This window comes from Candidatus Avelusimicrobium aviculae (assembly GCF_949292495.1).
GTDB classification, from domain to species: domain Bacteria; phylum Elusimicrobiota; class Elusimicrobia; order Elusimicrobiales; family Elusimicrobiaceae; genus Avelusimicrobium; species Avelusimicrobium aviculae.
Map to the genome: position 1 here is coordinate 1 of NZ_CASEZB010000001.1, position 21784 is coordinate 21784.

At 48.6% G+C, this 21784-nt stretch carries 23 protein-coding genes; 2 read left to right on the forward strand and 21 right to left on the reverse strand.

The window, feature by feature from the left end; translation table 11 throughout:
- Positions 1–178: 178 nt before the first annotated feature.
- From ACQY33_RS00005 to ACQY33_RS00025, 5 genes are all read right to left on the reverse strand, one after another.
- Positions 179–712, reverse strand: coding sequence for a type IV pilin protein (locus ACQY33_RS00005; RefSeq protein WP_428072997.1), 534 nt, complete (start codon positions 710–712; stop codon positions 179–181).
- 120 nt (positions 713–832) lie between these two features.
- Complete coding sequence (locus ACQY33_RS00010; RefSeq protein WP_428072999.1) at positions 833–1411, reverse strand: type IV pilin protein; 579 nt, start codon at positions 1409–1411, stop codon at positions 833–835.
- A 70-nt stretch (positions 1412–1481) separates the two neighbouring features.
- The gene (locus tag ACQY33_RS00015) at positions 1482–2030 is read right to left on the reverse strand and encodes a type IV pilin protein (protein WP_428073001.1); all 549 of its coding nucleotides are present in this window, start codon (positions 2028–2030) and stop codon (positions 1482–1484) included.
- A 10-nt stretch (positions 2031–2040) separates the two neighbouring features.
- The gene (locus ACQY33_RS00020) at positions 2041–3198 is read right to left on the reverse strand and encodes a hypothetical protein (protein ID WP_428073003.1); all 1158 of its coding nucleotides are present in this window, start codon (positions 3196–3198) and stop codon (positions 2041–2043) included.
- Between the two features lies 1 nt (position 3199).
- On the reverse strand, positions 3200–3796 hold the full coding sequence (locus tag ACQY33_RS00025; RefSeq protein WP_428073005.1) for a MarC family protein: 597 nt from the start codon (positions 3794–3796) through the stop codon (positions 3200–3202).
- A gap of 133 nt (positions 3797–3929) precedes the next feature.
- Between ACQY33_RS00025 and ACQY33_RS00030 the strand changes: the two genes are divergently transcribed.
- Positions 3930–5291, forward strand: coding sequence for a chloride channel protein (locus tag ACQY33_RS00030; RefSeq protein ID WP_428073007.1), 1362 nt, complete (start codon positions 3930–3932; stop codon positions 5289–5291).
- 72 nt (positions 5292–5363) lie between these two features.
- On the opposite strand, the gene ACQY33_RS00035 is transcribed toward ACQY33_RS00030, so the two are convergent.
- The 11 genes from ACQY33_RS00035 to dnaB form a co-directional block, all read right to left on the reverse strand.
- On the reverse strand, positions 5364–6593 hold the full coding sequence (locus ACQY33_RS00035; protein ID WP_428073009.1) for an adenosine deaminase family protein: 1230 nt from the start codon (positions 6591–6593) through the stop codon (positions 5364–5366).
- The gene (gene cysS, locus ACQY33_RS00040; RefSeq protein WP_428073011.1) at positions 6590–7990 is read right to left on the reverse strand and encodes a cysteine--tRNA ligase; all 1401 of its coding nucleotides are present in this window, start codon (positions 7988–7990) and stop codon (positions 6590–6592) included. The genes ACQY33_RS00035 and cysS overlap by 4 nt, the downstream gene beginning before the upstream one ends.
- A complete protein-coding gene (locus ACQY33_RS00045; protein ID WP_428073013.1) occupies positions 7990–8571 on the reverse strand; it encodes a hypothetical protein in 582 nt (193 codons plus the stop codon). The genes cysS and ACQY33_RS00045 overlap by 1 nt, the downstream gene beginning before the upstream one ends.
- 4 nt (positions 8572–8575) lie before the next feature.
- A complete protein-coding gene (gene ispD, locus ACQY33_RS00050) occupies positions 8576–9724 on the reverse strand; it encodes a 2-C-methyl-D-erythritol 4-phosphate cytidylyltransferase (protein WP_428073015.1) in 1149 nt (382 codons plus the stop codon).
- 10 nt (positions 9725–9734) lie between these two features.
- Positions 9735–10682 carry a PIN/TRAM domain-containing protein gene (locus ACQY33_RS00055; RefSeq protein ID WP_428073017.1) on the reverse strand — a complete coding sequence of 316 codons (948 nt, stop codon included), beginning with the start codon at positions 10680–10682 and terminating at the stop codon, positions 9735–9737.
- A gap of 143 nt (positions 10683–10825) precedes the next feature.
- Positions 10826–12190 (reverse strand): DNA repair protein RadA, encoded by a 1365-nt coding sequence (gene radA / locus ACQY33_RS00060; RefSeq protein ID WP_428073018.1) that lies wholly within the window; start codon positions 12188–12190, stop codon positions 10826–10828.
- 9 nt (positions 12191–12199) lie between these two features.
- Positions 12200–13492, reverse strand: coding sequence for an MlaD family protein (locus tag ACQY33_RS00065; RefSeq protein WP_428073020.1), 1293 nt, complete (start codon positions 13490–13492; stop codon positions 12200–12202).
- A 33-nt stretch (positions 13493–13525) separates the two neighbouring features.
- On the reverse strand, positions 13526–14287 hold the full coding sequence (locus ACQY33_RS00070) for an ABC transporter ATP-binding protein (protein ID WP_428073022.1): 762 nt from the start codon (positions 14285–14287) through the stop codon (positions 13526–13528).
- Entirely contained in the window at positions 14288–15064 is a 777-nt protein-coding gene (locus ACQY33_RS00075; protein WP_428073024.1) for an MlaE family ABC transporter permease, read from the reverse strand. It lies immediately after the preceding gene.
- The gene (gene alr, locus ACQY33_RS00080) at positions 15064–16170 is read right to left on the reverse strand and encodes an alanine racemase (protein ID WP_428073026.1); all 1107 of its coding nucleotides are present in this window, start codon (positions 16168–16170) and stop codon (positions 15064–15066) included. The genes ACQY33_RS00075 and alr overlap by 1 nt, the downstream gene beginning before the upstream one ends.
- 6 nt (positions 16171–16176) lie before the next feature.
- Positions 16177–17592, reverse strand: a complete 1416-nt coding sequence (gene dnaB / locus ACQY33_RS00085) for a replicative DNA helicase (RefSeq protein ID WP_428073028.1) — start codon at positions 17590–17592, stop codon at positions 16177–16179.
- Positions 17593–17760: 168 nt separating this feature from the next.
- On the opposite strand from dnaB, the gene ACQY33_RS00090 reads away from it, so the two are divergent.
- Positions 17761–19209 carry a peptide MFS transporter gene (locus tag ACQY33_RS00090; RefSeq protein ID WP_428073030.1) on the forward strand — a complete coding sequence of 483 codons (1449 nt, stop codon included), beginning with the start codon at positions 17761–17763 and terminating at the stop codon, positions 19207–19209.
- Positions 19210–19679: 470 nt separating this feature from the next.
- Here ACQY33_RS00090 and rplI read toward each other — a convergent pair whose 3' ends face one another.
- The 5 genes from rplI to ACQY33_RS00115 form a co-directional block, all read right to left on the reverse strand.
- A complete protein-coding gene (gene rplI / locus ACQY33_RS00095) occupies positions 19680–20192 on the reverse strand; it encodes a 50S ribosomal protein L9 (RefSeq protein WP_428073032.1) in 513 nt (170 codons plus the stop codon).
- A gap of 11 nt (positions 20193–20203) precedes the next feature.
- Positions 20204–20521 (reverse strand): 30S ribosomal protein S18, encoded by a 318-nt coding sequence (rpsR, locus tag ACQY33_RS00100; RefSeq protein ID WP_428073034.1) that lies wholly within the window; start codon positions 20519–20521, stop codon positions 20204–20206.
- Between the two features lie 27 nt (positions 20522–20548).
- Entirely contained in the window at positions 20549–20995 is a 447-nt protein-coding gene (locus ACQY33_RS00105; RefSeq protein WP_428073036.1) for a single-stranded DNA-binding protein, read from the reverse strand.
- 9 nt (positions 20996–21004) lie between these two features.
- Entirely contained in the window at positions 21005–21322 is a 318-nt protein-coding gene (gene rpsF, locus ACQY33_RS00110; protein WP_428073038.1) for a 30S ribosomal protein S6, read from the reverse strand.
- A 162-nt stretch (positions 21323–21484) separates the two neighbouring features.
- On the reverse strand, positions 21485–21712 hold the full coding sequence (locus tag ACQY33_RS00115; RefSeq protein ID WP_428073040.1) for a DUF167 domain-containing protein: 228 nt from the start codon (positions 21710–21712) through the stop codon (positions 21485–21487).
- Between the last annotated feature and the right edge of the window lie 72 nt (positions 21713–21784).

Sequence of the window (21784 nt, forward strand, 5' to 3'; positions counted from 1 at the left end):
ATCGGCAGTGATAAACGCAGTGACTTAATTTGGTAAGTTCCATATTGAGATGGTACTAAATATGAAGATTTGGGGATACACACTCCATCCCTCGGGCTTACGCCCGGGGTTTATTGTGAGCAGTAGTTATAAAAAACCCCGCCTGTTACCAGGCGGGGTTTAAGATTAACTAAGTGAATTAGTTATTGGCCGGCTGAGCGCATGGGGCATCAGTGCCGTTGTTGCAGCAAGAGGCGGTCGGCGTATCAATACCGCAGAAGTCAGCGCAGAGTTCCTGGCCAGCAGGGTTGGTGCCGTTGCAGGTTACGTTGTCGCCCTGATAGTAGCGGGACAAGCTATACTGATACTGCAAAGCACCGCTGGCGGCATGGCGGGTAGCGGTGGCAATACCATCCTGGAAGGTGGTACCAGCCAACACCACTCCAAAACCATTTCCGTTAGCACCAGTGGCAGGATCGCCTTTGGTGTAATAGGTGGACCCGTTGGAATCTTTCGGGGACACGTCCAACGCTCTGTAATTCGTTACAAACCGGTTGGTCTGTAAGAATTTGCGGCGCTGGGCTTGGGCAATGCTGCCCAACAAGGTGTCGGCTTCCGTCATGCGGGAGCGTTCCACCGCTTTGAAGTACTGCGGCATAGCCATAGCAGCCAAGATACCAATGATCAACACTACTACGAGCAGTTCGATCAAGGTAAAACCTTTCTTATTCATAAAACCTCCTACAGTTTTACGTAGAGTTTTGCAGCCATAGCGGCTACATTATTAGTTTAGCAGTAGCAAAAAGCAATGTCAAGCCCTTTTAAGGACCTATAAACCCAATCATCGGATAGTCTACTTTTTTACTGCCGAAGCGGGAGAAGCAGGCTTTTCAGAAGAAAACGGCTTAGAAATAAAACGGATATGTTCTCTCTGCAAATAAGGAGCAAACAAAGAACAAAATTTATTTCCCCGCTCGTCTTGCCCTTGGCACACGGTTTGCCCTGTAAACATAGGGCGCACCAATTGGTAATTATAACGCCCTCCTACGCGGCGGGCAGCCAACCGGGCGGGTTCTTCGGCGGAAGGGGCTTGTTCCAAACGCAAAATATATCCGTCCGCCTCCGGCTTGCCGTTGGGGCCGATAAACGCCAAATATAACTCCGCCGGCGTTCCGCCCACTTCCTGCGCCGTTACATTTAATATGGAGGGAACAGAAAAATAACGGGCCAAAGCCGCCCAGTCCGCCGCGAAACGGCCATGTAAACGCATAAAATAATCTTGCGCTATTTCCGCATCAGACAAAACAGCGTCCACCGCCAGCGCGCGGGCTTTTTCTTTCTCCCAAAAATAACGGGGAAAAGCAAAAGCGGCAAAACACGTTATCACCGCCACTAATATCAAAAGTGACTTAATAGTAAAGCCTTTTTTCATGCGAAAATCCTCTTCCATGCGGCAACGGAAAATATAGGCCCGCCTTCCGGAACGGGCCTAAAAATTAGTTTTAATCCAAGGTTATTTTTTCCGGTATCGGAACCATGGGGTTAGCGGGCAGCTGGCTCATTTCGTCCACCCCGGCATAATCCATACAAAAGTTTACGTCAAACTCGTTTTCATAAACGGGAATACAATATATCTGTGACTGCCCAAACGGACGCACCAATTTATATGTATATTTTTCCGATCCGACGCGCTGCGCCACCACAAAACCGCGGCGGTAATAATCAAACTGAAAAGAAACGGCAAAACCGTCCCCGGTATTATCGGGTGAATCTCCTTTCGTATAATAGACCTCGCTGCCGTCCTCGTTTTTAAAAAGGTGCGGGTCATTGCTCATATTTAAGTCCAAGTAGCTCCATTTATTAGTATAAGCATTACGCTTTAAAAAATAACGGTCCTGCGCGCCAGAAGCCGTGGCCATCATGTTCACCGCGTCAGACATAGTGGCCCGCTCTATTACCTTTATATAAGTCTTTACGGCAAAGGTAGAGAGTACAGCCACAATCAGAAGAACAAAAATAAGTTCCATAAGGGAAAAACCTTGGCTTTTCATAACATGCTCCTTATATATTGCCAACTAATAAAACAAATAAAGCTAAAAACACCACACACAATAAAAGTTTTATCAAACCTAAATGCTTCTTTAAAAAGTCGTTAAATCCTTTGGATTCATAACCTAATATTGATAATACAAAAATTAATACCAAAGGCAAAATAAACATGAAATTATATAACAGCAAATACAGCCACGCTTTCACGCGGAAAGCCGGGTCCTGCATAATTAAAACCACCGTAGGCAAATACACCTGCCCCGTGCACACCGCTTCCACCAAAGACACGGCAAACCCCACCGCCAAAGCGGCCAATACCAGCCGCCAGCTGCTTTCGTGCTTATCACGCAGGAAAAACCCCATAATTTTATGGATACGCACTTTTAAATTAGTAGGAAGCTGCAAGAGCATTTTATCGGCCTTTTTGGTTTTTTTGTAAATCCAAAAATCATACAAAGCCAAAAAGAAAAACGCCAAACATACCGCCGCCGTAATAATATAAAACGCTTTAATGACATACGCAAAACCGCGCATGGCGTACAAGAATTGGAACAACCCCAGCCCAATCAGCACATACGCCACAAACACCGCAAAACAATAAGCGGCGCCCACCAAAATAATTTCCCGGCGGGTGTATTTATACACGGTCAAGAACGAAATAAAAAACACAATCACCGCAAACGCGCAGGGATTTAACCCGTCCACCAGCCCGCTGCCGATAATGGCCCATAAAGTAATTTTGCTAAAAGCGGCCTGGGTGTCTTGGGCGTTTTCTTGCACTAAAATGGTATCCTCATCCAGCAGCATGGCTTTTTCTATCGCGGCGTCGGCATAGGTGGCAATTTCGTTGGGGTATCCCATTAAAAAAGTACTGCCCACGCAGGCGGCCGGATAGCCCAAATCCGTCACGCCGTAGGCTTTGGCCGTTTCGGCAAAAATCAAGTTGTTTCCGTCTTTAGAAATATCCAGCTCTACAAAGTTTACGGTATCTTTATATTTATCTTTCAACTGTTGCCAATACTCGTGCTTTAATTTATTGCAATGCACGCAAGTGGGGCTTACAAACAAACAGAAATTGGGTTTGTCCTGCGCCAACTGCACGGAAGCCCAAGCCGGTAACCCGGAAAGAAACAATAAAATACCGCCAAACAAAGAAACTATTTTTTTCATACTATACATTACCCAGTTTAATAAATTCCGCGATGCCGCCCATCACCATATCCACGGACATCAGCACCAAAATCATACCCGTCAAGCGTTCAATAGCCACCAGCCCCCGTTTACCCAACAACGTGCTGATGGGAAAAGACAACATCAAAATGACCGAGTTAATGAGAGACGCCGCCAACACCACCCCCAGCGTAACCAGTTTGTTGGGGGATTGGGCGGATAAAATCATCACCATAGACAGCGCCGCCGGCCCCGCCACCAGCGGGATAGCCAAAGGCACCACAAAAGGCTCATCTTCTTTGGGGTCCGTCTTGGCTTCTTCTTCCCCGCCAAACACCAAGCGCACGGAAATAATAAACAAAATAATCCCGCCCGCTATGCTTAGCGAAAACTGCCTCACCCCAAACGCCTGCAAGAACCATTTGCCTAAAAACAGAAACGCCACCATAATTAAGAGCGCTATTCCCAGTTCGCGCAATAAAACAATTTTGCGGCGTTCCGGGGCGACTTTCTTAAGCGCGGCAATAAAAAGAGGTATATTGCCAAATCCGTCCATAACCAAAGCCAGCGTAATCACTGAAGAAATAAAAAAATCCATAAAATCTCCTTGCGGGCGGGTTTATAACCGCAGCCCGCCCTCTATAATAGTATATCAAAATACAACCGGGCAAAAAACGCCGCTTTACAGGGGAAGTTTGTGCGCGAAAAAGCAATTTGATAATATGTAGCATATGTGGGATTCCCAAAGAAATAATGTACTTCATATTATCAAATGGTTTACGCTTGCCACGCTGGTGGGCGTAATTGTGGGCGTGCTGGACGCGGCTTTTTTAAAACTGCTGGACGCGGCCATCAGCTGGCGCAATAATATATCTTATTTCTATGTGGGGCTGCCGCTGTTTCTGTATTTAGGGGTATTGCTTTCCCGCCATACTTTCCGCAAAGACCGGGACTATACCACAGACTCCGTAATAAATAAAATCAACTCGTACCGGCCTATTTCTTTTATTTCCATTACCAAAGCCTTTTTCCTCTCTATCCTTACCATGGCTACCGGAGGTTCCGCCGGCAAAGAAGCTCCTTGCGCCGACGTAGGAGCCGGCATCAGTTCTACTCTGGCGCGTTTGATGCGCATGAACAAAGAGGACCAGCGCAAAATGATGATTTGCGGCGTAAGCGCCGGGTTTGCGGGCGTGTTTGGGGTGCCGATATCCGGCGCCCTCTTTGGGTTGGAAGTGTTATGGGTGGGGCATATTTTTTACGAAGTCATGTTCGCCGCGCTGGTAGCCGGGATGACGGCCTTCCAAGTAACGCAATATTTAGGCGTAAATTACATTTACCACCCTATTCATTTTGTGCCGGTATTTTCCGAACAATTCTTTTTAAAAGTGATTATAGCGGGCATGATATTTGGCATTATTTCCATTTTATTTATTGAAATGATGAAGTTTATGCGGGTGGTGTTTCGTTATATCACGCTGCGCACTTCCGTATTTATGGCCTGCGCGGTGGGCGGATGTTTGTTAATTGCCGTAGGATATTTTATTTCCCCCGTCTATTTAGGCCTGGGCATGAGCGGCATTGACAACGTATTAGCCGGCGCCACGCCGGACAGCCCCTTTGGGTTTTTATACAAAATCATCACCACATCCATTACCTTTGCCGCCGGAGGTATCGGCGGGGTGGTAACGCCTATTTTCTTTATTGGGGCGCAAGCGGGCGGCATGCTGGCTGATTTTTTGGTAGTGGATCCCGCCACTTTAGCCGCTTTAGGGCTGGTGGCCGTACTGGCGGGAACGGCAAATACTCCCCTTTCCGCCAGCATTATGGCTATTGAACTTTTTGGCGCGGAAGTGGCCCCTTACGCCACCATCGCCTGCGTTATCAGTTTTTTGATTACCGGCCAGCAAAGCATTTATCCCAGCCAGCGCCTGGCGTTTGACAAAAGCGGGCAGTCTTCCCCCGCGCAAAGCGCCGCCTACGCTTCGGCTGAAAAGAAAATACCCACCCGCAAAGGCCTTTTTAAGAAAACGCTTAAAGACATGGTGAAACACCTGATTCCCAATACAAAAAATTTTGAGGACGATAAATAATCCTTCCTATTTAAAAGCGGGGCTGGAAAACTTCCAGCCCCGCTTTTTGTTTATACAAACTGGGTTTTCCGCTCAATAGGTAGGAATATTGTATTCCTTGGCTAAGGCGTTGTAGCGGTCTATCACTTTGCGTATAAAATCCCGCTTTTGCACATAGCTTCCCGGGAAAAACGCCCCTTTAAAACCGGCGATTACCACGTTTTTAAGCTCTTTTGGGGACAGGTCTATATTGCGTACCAATAATTCCAGCTCTTTGGTAACCGTGGTGTTGGAAACCAAGCGGTTATCCGTATTGATACTGATAGGAAGCCCGCGCTTAATCATTTCTTTTACCGGGTGGTCTTTAACGGATTTGATTTCCGGCAATGTTTGCAAATTGCTGGTCAGGCAGACTTCCACGCCAATGCGCTCGCTGGCAATATAATCAGCCAAGCTGTCCACATAGGCTTGTTTGTCTTTTACCTTACGGTCTTTAATCATTTCTTTGGAAAATAAATGCGTACCGTGCCCAATACGGTTGGCGTAGCAGTCCGTAATGGCCTGAAAAATGGATTCCGGGCCGTATGCCTCGCCGGAGTGTACGGTTTTGCGCATAAAATATTTATGCACATAGCGGTAGGCTTCCACATGGTCCGAGGCGGGATAGCCGGCTTCTTCCCCGGCCAAATCAAACCCCACAATGGGAAGTTTTTCCTCTTTCACTAGCCGCACCACCATTTTAGCCAGCTCCAAAGAGGCAATATTAAAAATTTCCGTTTTGCTGGACTGCGCCAACGCTTTCATCAATACCCCGTAATAAGGGGACATAAACGCATTAAAATTACGCATGGCGCAAGCGATAATGCCGTAATGAAATTCTAAATCTTTCCCCGTTTTTACTTCTTTGGAAAGATTATGCTCCCGCTGGGCGCGGGCTAACCCGCGCGCCACCGCGCGCACGGAATCCTGGGCGGAAAGTTTATCGTTGGCGTGCAGCTGCGGGGCAAAGCGCACTTCCAAATAGCGCACCCCCTCGGCAACAGCGTCTTGACCCAGCTCGTAAGCGATGCGTTCTATATTTTCTGCGTTTTGCATCACGGCGCCCGTATAACTAAAGCCTTTTAAATACTCCACCAAAGAGGCATACTTGTCTTTATACACCAAACGGCGCATGCCCTCCTGCGTATAGGAGGGAAGCTCTACCCCCTCTTTTTTTGCCAATTCTATTAATGTGGACAAACGAAGGGATCCGTCCAAATGCACATGCAAATCCGCCTTGGGAAGGCGCTGTAAAAACGCGGCGGGGACTTTTTTCATATTCATAATTTTTTCTCCGCTTTTTGGCCCTGCGGGGTGTCTTTCACCACATAACCCAGCCGGGCGACAGCGTCGCGCAGCTCGTCAGACTTTTTATAATCTTTGGCGGCGCGGGCGCGGGCGCGCTCTTCCAGCAGGGTTTGCACTTCCTGCGGCAGCGCGAGAGATTCCTGCGGTTTTTCTTTAAACAAATCCAATGCCAAAATACTGTCCGCAAAGCGCAGAAAAGCCAGCTTTTGCGCGGCCGTCATTTCCGCGCTGCGTATGCCTTCCCACACAACGGCCAACGCTTTGGGGGCGTTTAAATCGTCCTCCATGGCGGAGGCAAATTTATCTTTCCAAGTTTGGCACACGCCGCCGGTGTCTTCTTTTCCTTGGGCTTGCTGTAAAACGCCGCGGCTTAAAGCGCGTAAATTTTCCAAACTTTTGGCGGCCGAGTCCAAACTTTCAAACGTAAATTCCAGCTGGGTGCGGTAATGCGCCGTTAAGCATAAATACCGGTAGGAAAGCGGGTCATACCCTTTTTCTTTCAACGTGGCCAGAGTGACAAACGTACCGCCGGATTTGGACATTTTTCCGGAACGCAAAATCAAAAATTCCCCATGCACCCAGTAATTCACGTATTTTTGCCCGGTGGCGGCTTCGCTTTGGGCGATTTCGTTGGTGTGGTGTATGGTTACGTGGTCTATCCCTCCGCAGTGAATATCCAGGGTGTTGCCCAAATATTTCATAGCCATGGCGGAACATTCTATATGCCACCCGGGGAACCCCACCCCCCACGGGCTGTCCCACTCCATTTGGCGTTTTTTGTCTTTGGGGGAAAATTTCCATAAGGCAAAATCCGTCGGGTTGCGTTTTTCATCGCTCATTTCCACGCGGGCGCCGCCCTGCAAACCACTAATGCGCGCATGACCGACCAAAGCGTCATACCGGTCAAACTTAGACGTGTCGTAATAAATGCCGTCACTGGTGCGGTACGTATAGCCTTTGTCTTCCAAGGTTTTTACCAGGGTTATCATTTCTTTTATGTGCTGGGTGGCGCGGCTGATTACCGTGGGGCGGGTGCAGTTTAAAGCGTCAAAATCGGCCCAAAACTTTTCTTCGTAAAATTTGGCTATGTCCCAAGCGCTTTTGCCTTCGCGCGCGGCGCCCACTTCCATTTTATCCTCGCCGTCATCCTGGTCAGACACCAAGTGCCCCACATCGGTTACGTTCATAACGTGTTTTAACGGATAATGCAAACGGATGGTGCGGGCCAGCAAATCCTCAAAAATATAGGTGCGCAAATTGCCTATGTGGGCGTAATTATATACAGTAGGCCCGCAGCAATACATGGTAACCTGCTGCGGGTTTTGGGGGGCAAATTCATCTTTATGACGGCTGGACGTATTGTATAAAAACATTACTGGGCCTCCTCCAGCATATCATAATAGTTGGAAGATAATTCCTGAAAAAATTTATTGCAGGTGTTTTGCCCCACGCTGTTGGCGGAAGATTCCGCCAACATGCAGCTTACTTCAATATCGGAAAGTGGGTTCACCGCGCCCACACTGGATACGGAATACGTAAACCCGGCCGGGTTGTAAGCGTGCAAGGCAATACCATAAGCCCGCGTAAGCGCTTTTTGGAAAATACCCATTTCCCTGGAAGAGGCTTTAGCCCCCAGCTGAAATTTTTTCTTAGCTACCGGGATAACCACATCCCCGTATGTATCATAGGCGCTGGCGGGTAAAGAGGCGGTAAAATCTTCGTCAGAAGAAACCACGTTGGTTTCCCCTACGGCAAAAGGGTCTTCATAAGAGCCGTCCAACACGCTGGGCGCGCCCAACGGGCCGGAAGGCAGTTCATAGCGGCCTTCATAATCTGTATACATGCTGTAATCCAGCCCCTGGCTGATGGTTTTGGAAGAGCGGTAGTCCCCCGTGGATGAACAAGCAGCCAGCGCACCCGCGCAAAGTATTAAAATAATCGGTTTCACATTCATGGTTTTACTCCTTAATTTTTAAAGTGGCCACCGCGTGGCACATGGCGGCCAGGCCTTGGCCTATTTCCCCCACGTGCTCGTGGCTTTTGGATTTGAAACTAACATTTTTTACGTCCATATTAAAAATACGGGCCAAAGATTTTCTTACCGCTTCATAATGCGGTTTGATTTTGGGTTCTTGGGTAATGACGGTAGCGTCTATATGCACAATTTGGGCATGGCGGCTTTGCACAATTTCCAGCACTTTGCGGGCGATATCCACGCTGCAAATGCCTTTAATGGAAGGATCCGTAGGAGGGAAAAGTATGCCTATTTCCCCCTCGCACAAAGCCCCCAAAACAGCGTCGCAAACGGCATGGAGGACCAAGTCCCCGTCGCTATGGCCCAGAAAACCTTTCGTATGCGGTATTTCCACCCCGCCCAAAAACATTCTAAGCCCGGGTTCCATGCGGTGCAAATCAAACCCAAAACCCGTACGGTAATATACGTTTTCCTGCATAAGCGCCTCGGCAAAAATTAAATCTTCAGGGGTGGTGATTTTGTTATTGGCATAGTCAGACGCTACCACCCGCACCTTTACCCCCAACTTTTCCACCAGTTGGGATTCGTCCGTAGCGTCTTTTTCGCTCCCGTATTTTTCCAACGCCTGCATGAGCAGTTCCCGCCGGTAACACTGCGGGGTTTGCGCCGCCCATAAAACATTGCGCTCTAAAGTATGGGCTATCACGCCGTCTTGGCACACTTTAATGGTGTCTTTTACGGGGACGGCCAGCACCGCCGCGCCGTGGGTTTGCGCCTCACGCACGCAACGGGAGATAAAGGCCGGCTTCACCAAAGGGCGGGCGCCGTCGTGCACGGCCACCACAGGTAAACCGGCGGCGGTTTTTTCTACCCCGTTTATCACGGAACGAAGCCGCGTATCCCCCGGCAAAGCATAAGTTAACCCCTCAAACTCCTGCTGCAAAATAAGCTGGTTTTCTTTTGGGGTAACCACTACCACTTGGGCGATTTCCGGCGTGTTTAAAAAAGCGCGCACGGTATGAAACAAAGCGGGTTTTCCCGCCAGCGGCAACATTTGTTTTGGGCGCCCCATCCTGCTGCCGCTGCCGCCCGCCACAATAACCGCTGAAGCAAAACCCGTCTTTTCGTGCATGCAAAAAATCCTATTTGGTTCTGGCAAAAATCATGCGGCCGGAAGAAGTTTGCAATATGGAATAAACCGATACTTCCGCCCGTTTGCCGATGTATTTGCGTCCGTCCTCCACCACCACCATGGTGCCGTCATCCAAATACCCAATGCCCTGTTCTTTTTCTTTTCCGTCTTTCATGATAAACAACGACATGGTTTCCCCGGGCAGCACCACCGGCTTTAACGCGGTGGCCAAATCGGCGATATTCAAAACGGTTACATCATACAAAGAACCCACCTTGTTAACGTTAAAATCCAGCGTGACCACTTCAGCCCCTAAACTTTTGGCCAGCTTTACCACCCGTTCCGCGTTATCCTGCGCTTTGGGGGTTTTGTTGGTAATGCGCACGCCAATTTCTTTTAATTCCTGCAAGCGGGAGGCCACATCCAGCCCGCGGCGGCCTCTGGCGCGCTCCAGCGGGTCTTTGCTGGCGGCCATTTTGTTTAATTCGTCCATTACAAACACGGGCAAAACAATAATGCCGGACAGAAAATTAATCTCGCACAAATCCACGATGCGCCCGTCCATTAAGGAGGACAAATCCGCCACTTTTAAATGGCATCCGCGGTAGGAAAGGCCTTCCAAATCCCGCGCTTTAAAGATGCTTACCAGCACCCCGAAAACCAAAAGCCCAATTTCTATATTGCTTTCATAACGGCCCCAAAACCCGGCAACCGTTTCATTGGCAAACTTCATTAAGCCGTAGTCAAAAAACACATACAGCATATAACCCAGCAACAAGCCGGAACAGGCAATCATTATCTTAATCAGGCGCAGGCGCTTAAACAGCACCTCTCCGGCAAGGACAATCGCCCCGCATAAAAGCCCGCCCAGCAGGCTCATGATATCTTTATCAATATAGTTATAAGTTAAAAAAGGAAAAGCTACCAGGGTAGAAATCCTAAAAATCCAAATAGGCATAAGGCCTCCAATATAAATTAAAAGGGCAAAAGCCCTTATGTACATTTTACCACTTTCCCGGCGTTTTCTGCTGGTTTTTTACGGGAAGTTTCTCCACGCGGGCAGTGTATAAAAAACCCGGTTCTTAAAAACCGGGTTTTTTATCAGCGAAGCCGAAGCGACAAATCATTCAAATCCGCCAGTTCCGCCAATTCCAACTCTTTTAAATCCCGCTTTTCCGCGCGGGACAAAGGCGCCGTATAGGCTTTTTTAAACCCCAGCCGGCGGGCTTCCTCCAGCCGTTTATCTAGCAAAGGCACCTTGGCCGCCTGTCCCAAAATGCCCACTTCCGCCATAAAAAGGCTGTCATGCGGAATGGGAATATCTTTGCAGGAGCTGATAACCGCCGCGCAGACGGCTAAATCCAAGGCGGGGTCTTTTAATTTTACGCCGCCGGCCAGGCTGACAAAAATGTCTTTATTGTCCAAGGCCAGGCCGATGTGTTTTTCCAAAGCGGCAAAAAGCATTAAACAACGGTTTAAATCCACCCCCGTAGCCACCCGGCGTGGATAGGGGTAATGGGTAGGGCTCACCAAGGCTTGCACTTCTGTCAGCAGGGGGCGGCTTCCTTCCAACGCCAACGAATAGGCACGGCCTTTTAAAGCGCGCTCTTTAGAAGTTTGGGCAAAATATTCGCTGGCGTTTTCCACTCCTTCCAGTCCGTGGCCCGTCATTTTAAAAAGGCCAATTTCACCCGTAGATCCAAAACGGTTTTTATGCGGACGCAATAAACGAAGGACATTGTCTTTTTCCGTATCAAAATAAAGCACGCTGTCCACCATGTGTTCCAGCACTTTGGGGCCGGCCAGCTCTCCGTCTTTGGTTACATGGCCGAGAACAAACGTAATAATGCCTTTGGGCTTGCACAGGCGCACCAGCTCGCTGGCGCATTCACGCACCTGGCCGACGGTTCCGGCTGAGGAAGTAAAATCCGGGTGATAAACGGTTTGGATAGAGTCCAGCACCAATACGTCTGGGGAAACCTGCTCCACCGCCTGTACGATTTTTTGTATGTCCGTTTCACAATGTAAAAAAATATTTTCGCTGGTAACACCCAAGCGCTGCGCGCGGCCGGATATTTGGTTAATGCTCTCCTCTCCGGATATATACAATACTTTTAATTTATCCGCCAAAGAAGAAGCCACCTGCAGCATCAGCGTGCTTTTGCCTATTCCAGGCGCGCCGGCCAAAAGCGTGATTTGGCCTTTTACCAGCCCGCCGCCAAGCAGGCGGTCAAACTCGCCCAAGCCGGTGGGAATACGGGTTTGGGGTACGCAGCGGCTTTCGGAAAGTTTAATGATTTCGGAAGAAAAATCCGTAAACGAACGTACACGCTTTTCTTTTTTACTTTCCTGCTGTTTTACTTCTTCGGCCAGGGTATTCCACTCCCCGCATTCCGGGCATTGGCCGGACCACTTGGCCGATTCATACCCGCATTTTTGACAGACAAACACGGTTTTAAATTTCATCTAAAACTCCTAACGGGCCAATGTAGCCATGCCAAAGAAAGAGGAAATATCCTGGTCGTTAAACGAGATATTGGCCTTTACGGCAAAATCGTTGGTTTCCAGCGCGTCGCGCATCCAAGCCCCTACGGAGAAATACCGGTTAAACCGGAAATCCACCCCGTATGTTAAGTTGGGTCTGTTGAAATGGCGGTCATTAATGACGCGGTCACGCCCCCAGTCCGTAAATTCCACGGTGCCGGTAAAGCGGTTTAAGAATTCTTTGTCATAGAACGGGCGCAGTTCCATCGCCACGCCGCCCGCGCCGCGTATCAACCCCGCGGAAACGGACGCCCAATGATTATACAACCCAAAACGCAGGTCTATTTTATTGCGTTCCAAATAATCGCCTTTGGCGGGGGTGTCGTCCTCATTGCCTAGGTTGGCGATACCCGCGCGGTAAAAAGTGTAACCGCTGGAAGGATAAATTTCCAAAGCCAAATCACTGCTGGCTATTTGAGAAGAAGGCATATAAAAGAAGTCATAATCCCAATAAATGCGGAAGCGGCTCATCTTACCCACAAAAGTTTTTACTTCCGTCATCGTTTCTTTCAGCTTAGTAACGCTTTCCTTTACGTCTTCTTTCATATTAGGGTCTTTAATTAAACTGCCTATTACGCCGTCCCCGTTATCCAAGCTGGTCATCACGTTATCCGCCTTGGCCACCACGTCTTTAAGCTGTTCGCTGATTTGGTCCAAATTTTGAACGGAATTGTTTAAATAGGGACGCATGGAAGCCACCATTTGGTTTAAATTGGCGGAAAGCTGGCGCACTTCCCGCAAAGAAGCGTTTAGATTTTCCCCAAATTGGCCCTGCTGGTGTACGCTGTCCACCAATTCTTTAATGCTGGACATGGTTTGCGCTATCATCACGTCCATGGGGACTTCGTCCGTGCCGTCCACATATTCCCCGGGTTTAATCAAACCGGCGGACTCCTCTCCCTGCACCACTTTTAAATATTTCGTACCGATAATCCCCGTCATCACCACGCTAAAACGCGCTCCTTGGTATAAAGGAATTTCTTCGTTAATGGCAGCCACTACGATGACGGTGTCATCTTGTATTTTTATTTCTTTTACTTTACCTACTTCCACCCCCGCCAGTTTTACGGGAGCTTTTACCGGCAGGCCGGATACGTCCTGAAATTTAACGTTTACGTTATACGTGCGCGTAACGGAAAGCCCGCCCAAAAAATAGAGCGAGAACCCCAACACGGCTATCCCTACTACTGTAAACAAACCTAATTTGGTTTCTGGTTTCATCATGTTATTCTACCTTAAATGAATTTAAAACGGCTTTTAATCCTTCATGATTTTCATTTGGATAGGCCCATGGCTGCTGCCGCTTACAAACTGTTTTACATACGGATTGTCCGTATGGCGCAGCTCGTCCGGAGAACCTTCCATTAAAATACGTCCTTCATACAAAAAAGCGATTTTATCCGCAATTTTAAAGGCGGAGTTCATATCATGCGTAATCACTACCGATGTAACTCCCAGTTTGCGTTTTAAGTCTAATATCAACTCGCTGATGATGTCAGACATAATAGGGTCCAGCCCGGTGGTGGGCTCATCGTATAAAATACATTTGGGGCTGATGGCTAGCACCCGCGCCAAAGACACGCGCTTGCGCATACCGCCGGAAAGCTCGCTGGGGTTTAAATGCTCCACATCCTTTAAGCCTACCAGCGCCAATTTTTCTTTTACCACTTTGGCATAATCCGCCGGGGGGACATCGGTTAAATATTTTAAACCAAAAGCCACGTTTTCCCCCACGGTCATAGAGTCAAACAACGCCCCGTCCTGAAACAAATACCCAAAATGACGGCGGATGGCGGCCAGTTTTACTTCGCTGTTAATTTTGGTAACGTCTTTCCCGTCCACCAAAATGCGCCCGCCAGTGGCCTGCTCCAAACGCACCAAACACTTTATTAATGTGCTTTTGCCGGAGCCGGAACCACCCAAAATACAGGTTACCGTGCCGTCTTCTATTTTTAAGTTGACGTCTTTTAACACTTGCTTGGGGCCAAAATTCTTTTTTAAATCTATAATTTCTATCATTTAAATTCCAAAAGCCGTTAAAATAGCCGTTAAAAAATAGTCCAACACCAAAATAAGCACAATGGTGGTTACCACGGCCCCGGTGGTGGATTTGCCCACCCCCTCCGCTCCGCCGCGCGTACTGACACCTTTGTAACAGCATACGGTGGCAATCATAAACGCAAAAATGAAAGACTTGATAAAGCCATGCATAAAATCTTTTACGCCCATAAAAGTAGTGATATCCGTAAAATACACTTCCCCGGGAACACCCAGCGCATACGCCGCCACCAAATACCCGCCTATTACCCCAAACACGTTGGAAAATACCGTTAAAACCGGCATGGTAAGCAAAAAAGCAAACAACCGCGGAATAACCAAATACCGGGTGGGGTTGGTGCCCAGCGTATATAAAGCGTCCAGCTGTTCCGTTACCGCCATGGTGCCTATGTGCGCCGTTACCGCCGCGCCGGCCCGGCCGGAAATAACCACCCCGGTCAACACGGGGCCCAGCTCACGTATTAAGGAAAATGAAACAATAGTGCCCACAAAAATAGGGTCTCCAAAAATATTGCCGATGGTATTTCCCGCCTGCAAAGCAAGCACCATGCCCGTAAACAAGCTGGTCAACGCCGTCACGCCAAAAGAATCCACCCCTATGCTTACGCTTTGTTCCACCGTCTGCTTAAACTCAAAACGGGAACGCCCCAGCCAAAACAGCACGGAGCGTATCATCTCCGCCGCGCCGCCGGTTTGCGTAAGTAAATTATCTATGTGTTTTCCTATTAATGTAAACATTATTCTTTGTAGAACCTCGGCACACGGGGCATAATGAGGGTGGTTAACTCATAATCAATCGTGCCCGCCAGTTGGGCCAGCTCGCTGAAGCGGATTTCTTCTTCCCCCTGCTTGCCGGTTACGGTTACCTCGTCCCCCACCGTTGCGCCGGGAACGTCCGTAATGTCAATCATGCACATGTCCATGGTGATGTTTCCCAACACCCGGCAGCGCCGCCCGCGCACCAGTACCTGCGCCTTATTGGATAAACTTCTTAAAAATCCGTCCCCATATCCCAGCGGGATAGTAGCCACCCGCATGGCTTTAGGGCAAATGAAACTGCGCCCGTAACTCAGGCTGGCTCCTTCGGCCACGTCTTTTACGTACACAATGCGCGTTTTTAAAGACAGAATAGGCTCAAACCCTTTTTCCAACCCAAACTCCGCATGGCCGGGACGAACCATGTCAAAAAAGGTATCCGGCCTGCGCATCATGCCCGGCGTGGCGGAAAGGTGGCACGTGTTAATATGCAACCCCTGCAGGCTGACTCCGGTAAGCGTATCACGGAAATAACCTATTTGTTCTTCGGTATAGTCCGGGTCGCAATCCGCGCTGGATAAATGGGTATACAGCCCGTCCAATATAACATGGGGGTTTTTATCCAAAAATTCCAAAATATGTAATACCTCGCCTCGCCGGGTGCCAATGCGCCCCATGCCCGTATCTTGCTTTACATGGCAAAGAGCTTTGGCATCCGTCTTAGCCGCGACATCCGCCACCGCGCGGGCCGCGTCCATACTGGCAATGGTTACCGCCAAACGGTTTTTAATGGCGTACTCAAACGCTTCAAACGGGTAAATGCTGCCTAATACCAATGTGGGCATTTGCAGCCCCGCTTGGCGAAGTTCCATCCCCTCTTCCACCGATGCCACACCAAAAAACTGGCAAAGGGAGTTTTTTTCGGCGAATTTGCCCAGTTCCACCGCGCCGTGCCCATAGGCATTGGCCTTTAGAAGAGCCAGAATTTTAACATCCGGCCCCACCATATCCCGCACTTTTAGCAGGTTGGCCTTAAATTTATTTAAATCTACCTCTGCCCACGTGGGGCGCAAAAAAGGAAGAGACATGGGCGTTTACTCCGGTAACAGATTGGGGTTTACCCCCACATCTTGCGGCACGGACATATTATCATCGGCCGGATTGGTAAATAAGGTGTATTCGCCAAAGAAATTCAGCTCAATATCTCCCACCGGGCCGTTACGCTGCTTGGCAATAATCAGCGTGGCTTTGCGTTTAAGGCTTTCGTCATCGCGCTTATAATACCCTTCGCGGTGGATAAGGGCCACCACATCGGCGTCCTGCTCAATGGAGCCGGATTCGCGCAAATCGGAAAGTTGGGGCTTGTTATCCTGGCGGGTTTTATCCTCATTTTTACGGCTTAACTGGGATAAAGCCAACACCGGCACATTGAGCGTGCGGGCCAAATCTTTCAACTGGCGGGAAATTTCAGACACTTCCTGCTGGCGGCTTTCGCTGCGGCCGGAACCGCGGATAAGCTGCAAATAGTCTATTACAATCAAGCCCAATTCCTTTCCTTGTTTGGCCAGTTCGCTTGCCAAACGGCGAGAGCGCATGCGTATTTCCGTAATGGTAATGCCGGAAGTATCGTCTATATACATAGGCGCTTCCGCCAGTTTACTGTATTCGCGAAGCAAATCCCCCCATTTGGTGCGGTCATAATAGCCGTTGCGCAATTTGTGGATTTCCGTCATAGACGCCGCGCCCAGCATACGTTCAAACAAGGAGTGGCGCCCCATTTCCAGCGAAAATATCGCCACGGGAATACCCTTGGTTACGCAGGCAAAATGCGCCATATTCAAAGCCAAAGCCGTTTTACCCTGGCTGGGGCGCGCGCCCAAAATAATCAAGTCAGACTTGCGAAACCCGCCTGTTTTATAATCAAAATCCCTCAGCCCCGTGGGCACGCCCTGTATGGGGCTTTTGTTTTTGGCGGCGTTTTCGATCATAGCCAGCACTTCAGGCGCCATGTCTTTACTGGAAACAAAGCCCGTCAATTTCTGTTTTTGGCCCAATTTATAAATTTGGTCTGCCGCTTCGTCTATCAGCTGTTGGGGGTCTTCGGCCTCTTGGTAGCATTTTTGTACCAAGGCGGTAGAGGTGCGGATAAGGTCTCTAATGACATATTTTTTATAAACAATGTTGGCATAATGTTCCACATGGGCGGCGGTGGATACTTTGTCCACCAGTTCCGTCAAATATACTTCCCCGCCCAGCTTGGCCAGCAAGCCGGAAGTTTTCAGCGCCTCGGTAAGGGTGACCAAATCTACCGCTTGGCCTTTTTCGGCCAGGTCTTTCATGGCGGAAAAAATCTTTTTATGCGCGTCTTTATAAAAATGTTCCGGCTTCAGAATTTCCAAAGCGGTTTCCACCGCGTCAGATTCCATTAACATAGAACCTAACACCGCCATTTCCGCGTCCAAGGCTTGGGGCGGCAATTTTTCTTCCAACAAGTTTCCGGCTGTAGGCATAAGACCTCTTAAATAATAAAAATCCATACCAAGCGCCCGGCATACAGCAAGGCGCGGCCATAATATTGTAGCAATTTTATGCATCAAAATCGCCTTTTACGCCAAGTATACCCAAAATTTGCTAAAGTATATTTTTATTTAAAAATTAATCCTTTTATAGGAGGTTTCATGCCTGCAAAAGCAATATCGGACAAGCAGCCCACCGCCCTATGGCTTGTATTTGCCACGGAAATGTGGGAACGCTTTAGCTATTACGCCATGCGCAGTATTTTAATTCTGTATATGGTTTACCTGTTGGGAATGGGGAAAGAAAACGCCTCCAACCTATATGGTACATTTACCAGCCTGGTTTATTTATCCACCCTGTTGGGCGGTTTTTTAGCGGACAGGTATTTAGGCCAAAAATGGGCTATCGTAATAGGGGGCTTGTTTATTGCGGGCGGTATGTTTGTAATGAGCGTACCCAGCCTGGGCATGTTATACGCCGCCATGGGCTGTATTATATTAGGAAACGGCTTTTTTAAACCCAATATTACCGCCATTGTAGGCCAACTGTATGAAAAGAACGACCCCCGCAGAGACGGCGGATTTACTATTTTTTATATGAGCGTCAACATCGGCGCGTTTTTTGGCCCATTGGCGGTAGGCTCCTTTGCGCTGGCGGACAACTATGCCGCAGCGTTTTGGATTGCCGGCGCGGGCATGATTATCGGCCTAGTGCTCTTTTTACTGGGATACAAAAAATTCATGCCGGGCGTAGGCCTCCCCCCCACCAAAAAACCGGTGTTTTATAAAGACCCGGCCATTTGGGCGCTGGCGGGCTCCGCCGCGCTGGTAGCCCTGTATTTAACGGGGCTGCACGCTTTAGCTTGGATTTTATTTGCCATATTGGCTATTGTATACCTATTCTATATGCGTAATGTAAAAGGCAAAAAATCCGAAGGGACCCAACCCCTCACCAAAACGGAAAAACAACAAATTGCCGTTATTGGCATTATGGCGTTTTTCACCATTTTCTTTTGGGCGGCGTTTGAGCAGGCCGGCGCGGCTTTAAACCTGTTTGCTTATGAATATACGGACCGCGTCATCCACCTGTTTGGCAAAACGTGGGAAATACCCGCCAACTGGTTCCAGTCTTTAAACCCGCTGTATATTGTGATTTTCGCGCCGGTATTTTCCAAAATTTGGCTGGCGCTGGCTAAAAAAGGCAAAGAACCCTCCACCCCGGCCAAGTTTGTCATTTCTTTATGGTTGCTGGCTATTGGGTTTGCCATTATGGTGCTGGGCGCGTTTGCCTTAATAGGAAACGCAAAAATAAGCCTGTTCTATTTGGCTTTTGCCTATTTGTTCCATACGTTTAGCGAACTGTGCATTTCCCCGGTGGGCAAATCCATGGTGACCAAGTTGGCGCCGGCAAGACTGGTGTCTTTGCTGATGGGCATGTGGTTTTTATCCAACGCGGCGGCCAACAAATTGGCGGGGGTATACTCCGGCTATTTTCAAAAAATCAGCAACGTGCAGTTTTTCCTGTGGCTGGTGATTGTGCCGCTGTTGGTATCGGGCATTTTAATGCTTTGCATGAAAGGCATTAAAAAATGGATGCACGGCGTACATTAATATTTATCCTACACACAAAACCCCGCCCAAACGGCGGGGTTTTTGTTTGCCTTTCTGCTTAAATAAATACAAATTGGGTTTCATATACCACACCCCCCGTTTCATAAAAACCGTTCTTATTCTTGTTATACTTAAAAGGCTTGCCCCCCATAAGCAAGGCCTAACTTCCGGCAAGATATTCTTATGAATACGGTTCCCCAATACGCCAAAACTCCCGGCGCTTAAACCAAAATATGTTAGCCTCTAAAATATCCGCTTGAATTAACGAGAGGTTTTAGCAGATTATAAAACCGCGGCTCCTTGGGCCAACGGCCTGCTGGGAGTAACACCTCCCAAAACCGGGCCGGGACCATGCAAAGCATGGACTTCTTTTTGGAAATTAAATTGCCCTACGGGTGAGTATAAAACGTTTTTTAAACAAGAAAAACCCCGCCGATTGGCGGGGTTTTAATGATAAACTTAACGAACTGTTATTTGGCTTCGGCCGTGGCTTCGGTTTTTTCTTCGGCTTTGGCGTCGGCGATTTTAGGTTCCACTTCGGTAAGCGCTTCAATTTTTACCGTAATTTTGGCGGTTACCGTGGGTTTTAAGTAAATGCCCACTTCGGTTTCGCCCAGGGCTTTAATAGGCATGTTGAGCTCAATGGAGTCTTTAGCGATATTGTGGCCCAAAGCGGTTAACGCTTTAAAGATATCCGCTTTGTTTACGGAACCGAATACAACACCGTCGCTGTTGACGGTTTTGGTGAAAGGCAATACCACGCCGGTCAGCTTTTCGGCAATGGCGCGGGCTTCAGCCAATTCCGCTTCAATGCGTTTGGCACGGCGTTCAGCGCCTAACTGCCAGTTCTTAATGGCGCCTTCGGTAGCCAGTTCCGCCATGCGGTGCGGCACCAAATAGTTGCGCGCGTAGCCGGGTTTTACCTCTACGATATCACCGGTCATGCCCAAGTTTTTAACATTTTGTCTTAAGATTACTTTCATGGTGCGGCTCCTTATTTCTTAGGCAGGGAATACGGCAAGATGGCCAAATTCCGGTCTCTCTTTACGGCTTTGGTAATCTGGCGCTGGTGTTTGGCGCAGGTACCGGTAATGCGGCGGGACAAAATTTTGCCGCTTTCCATAGTGAAAGACTTTACGAATTGGAAGTTCTTATAGTCTACATTGTCAATTTTTTCAGCGCAGACTTTGCAAACTTTTCTTCTGCTTTCAAAACGCTTCTTAGCCATATACGGGCGGGCCGGGCGTTCCGTTTTGGCGGCAGCAGCCGGCGCGGCGGTATTAGTGGCGGGGGTTTTAATTTCTTCTGACATTATTTTTCCCTCTTAAATGGGTGTTGGTTAAAAAGGGACGTCATCTTCCATCACGGGTTCAACATCCGCGCTGGAAGCGTCTCCCTGGGTTGCAGCACCGTACGAGCCGGAGCCTGCAACGTTGGATTCCAATATCTGAATACGGCGGGCGGTTACCTGCATGGATCTGCGGGTTTGGCCTGTCGCTTTATCGGTATATTCGCTGCTGGTCAGGCGGCCTTCCACATAGACAGGCGTGCCTTTTTTGACCCGGTCCTTACAACGTTCGGCCGTGGGGCCCCAAACCACTACGGGAACATAAACCACATCGTCTTTCCATTCGTTGTTGGTATTGTCCAGATATCTGCGGTTTACCGCGATATCAAAACGGCAGACGGCCTGACCTTTTTGCGTAAACGCCACATTGGGGTCCCGCGTCAGTCTGCCCGCCAAAAGCACCAGGTTCTGTTCCGGTAATCTGATTTGTGCCGTCATAAGGTCCTTTTATTTGGTAGCAACGGCCGGCTTTGCTTTAATTTCATTAGCCAGCATCACCATAGAGCGAAGAACTTTTTCATTAAGTTTCATTGCTTCGTTCCAGGTGCCGATAAATTCAGGATTAGCCTTGAATTTGAGATAGAGATAGAAACCATCGCGAACGTGGTTCACTTCATGGGTGAATTTTCTTCTGCCCAGTTTTTCTTCGCTGGTTACTTCTCCACCGTTTTTCGTGATGAGCTCTTTGGCTTTCGTCACGAATTCGCCCACTTCTCCGTCGGAGAGTTGGGGTTTAACTATCGTTACAGTTTCGTAAGTTCTCATATACTGATTATACTATTTTTATGTTTGTTTTTGTTAAGTCAAAAAACCTCTGCGGGGCGGTTTATCACCCCGTTTTGGCTTTAGGGAATATCTTTCCGGCGCCTTTTCACCAGTGGCCGCGGCAATTCCTTCCTTATAATTATTATACAAAAAAACGGCCCTTTACGGGCGTTTTAAAAAAATTTTGGCCGGGCTGGCGGCGCCTTTAATAAGGGAAAGCTTATTTTCCGACACCCCCAAGTGCTGCGCCAAAAGAGTGCGCACGGCCTCATTGGCGCGGCCTTCCTGCGCGGGGGCTTTTACCCAAACCTCAAAACTATCCGGAGATTTTACCTCCAAACGGTTCTTTTTCTCCCCCGCGTGCACTTTTACTTTTAGGTATTGTTCCATAACCGTATTGTAGCTTTTTATAGGAATAACCCGCAAAAAAGGGGCCCGTTAAGGCCCCTTTTTTGCTGTTGC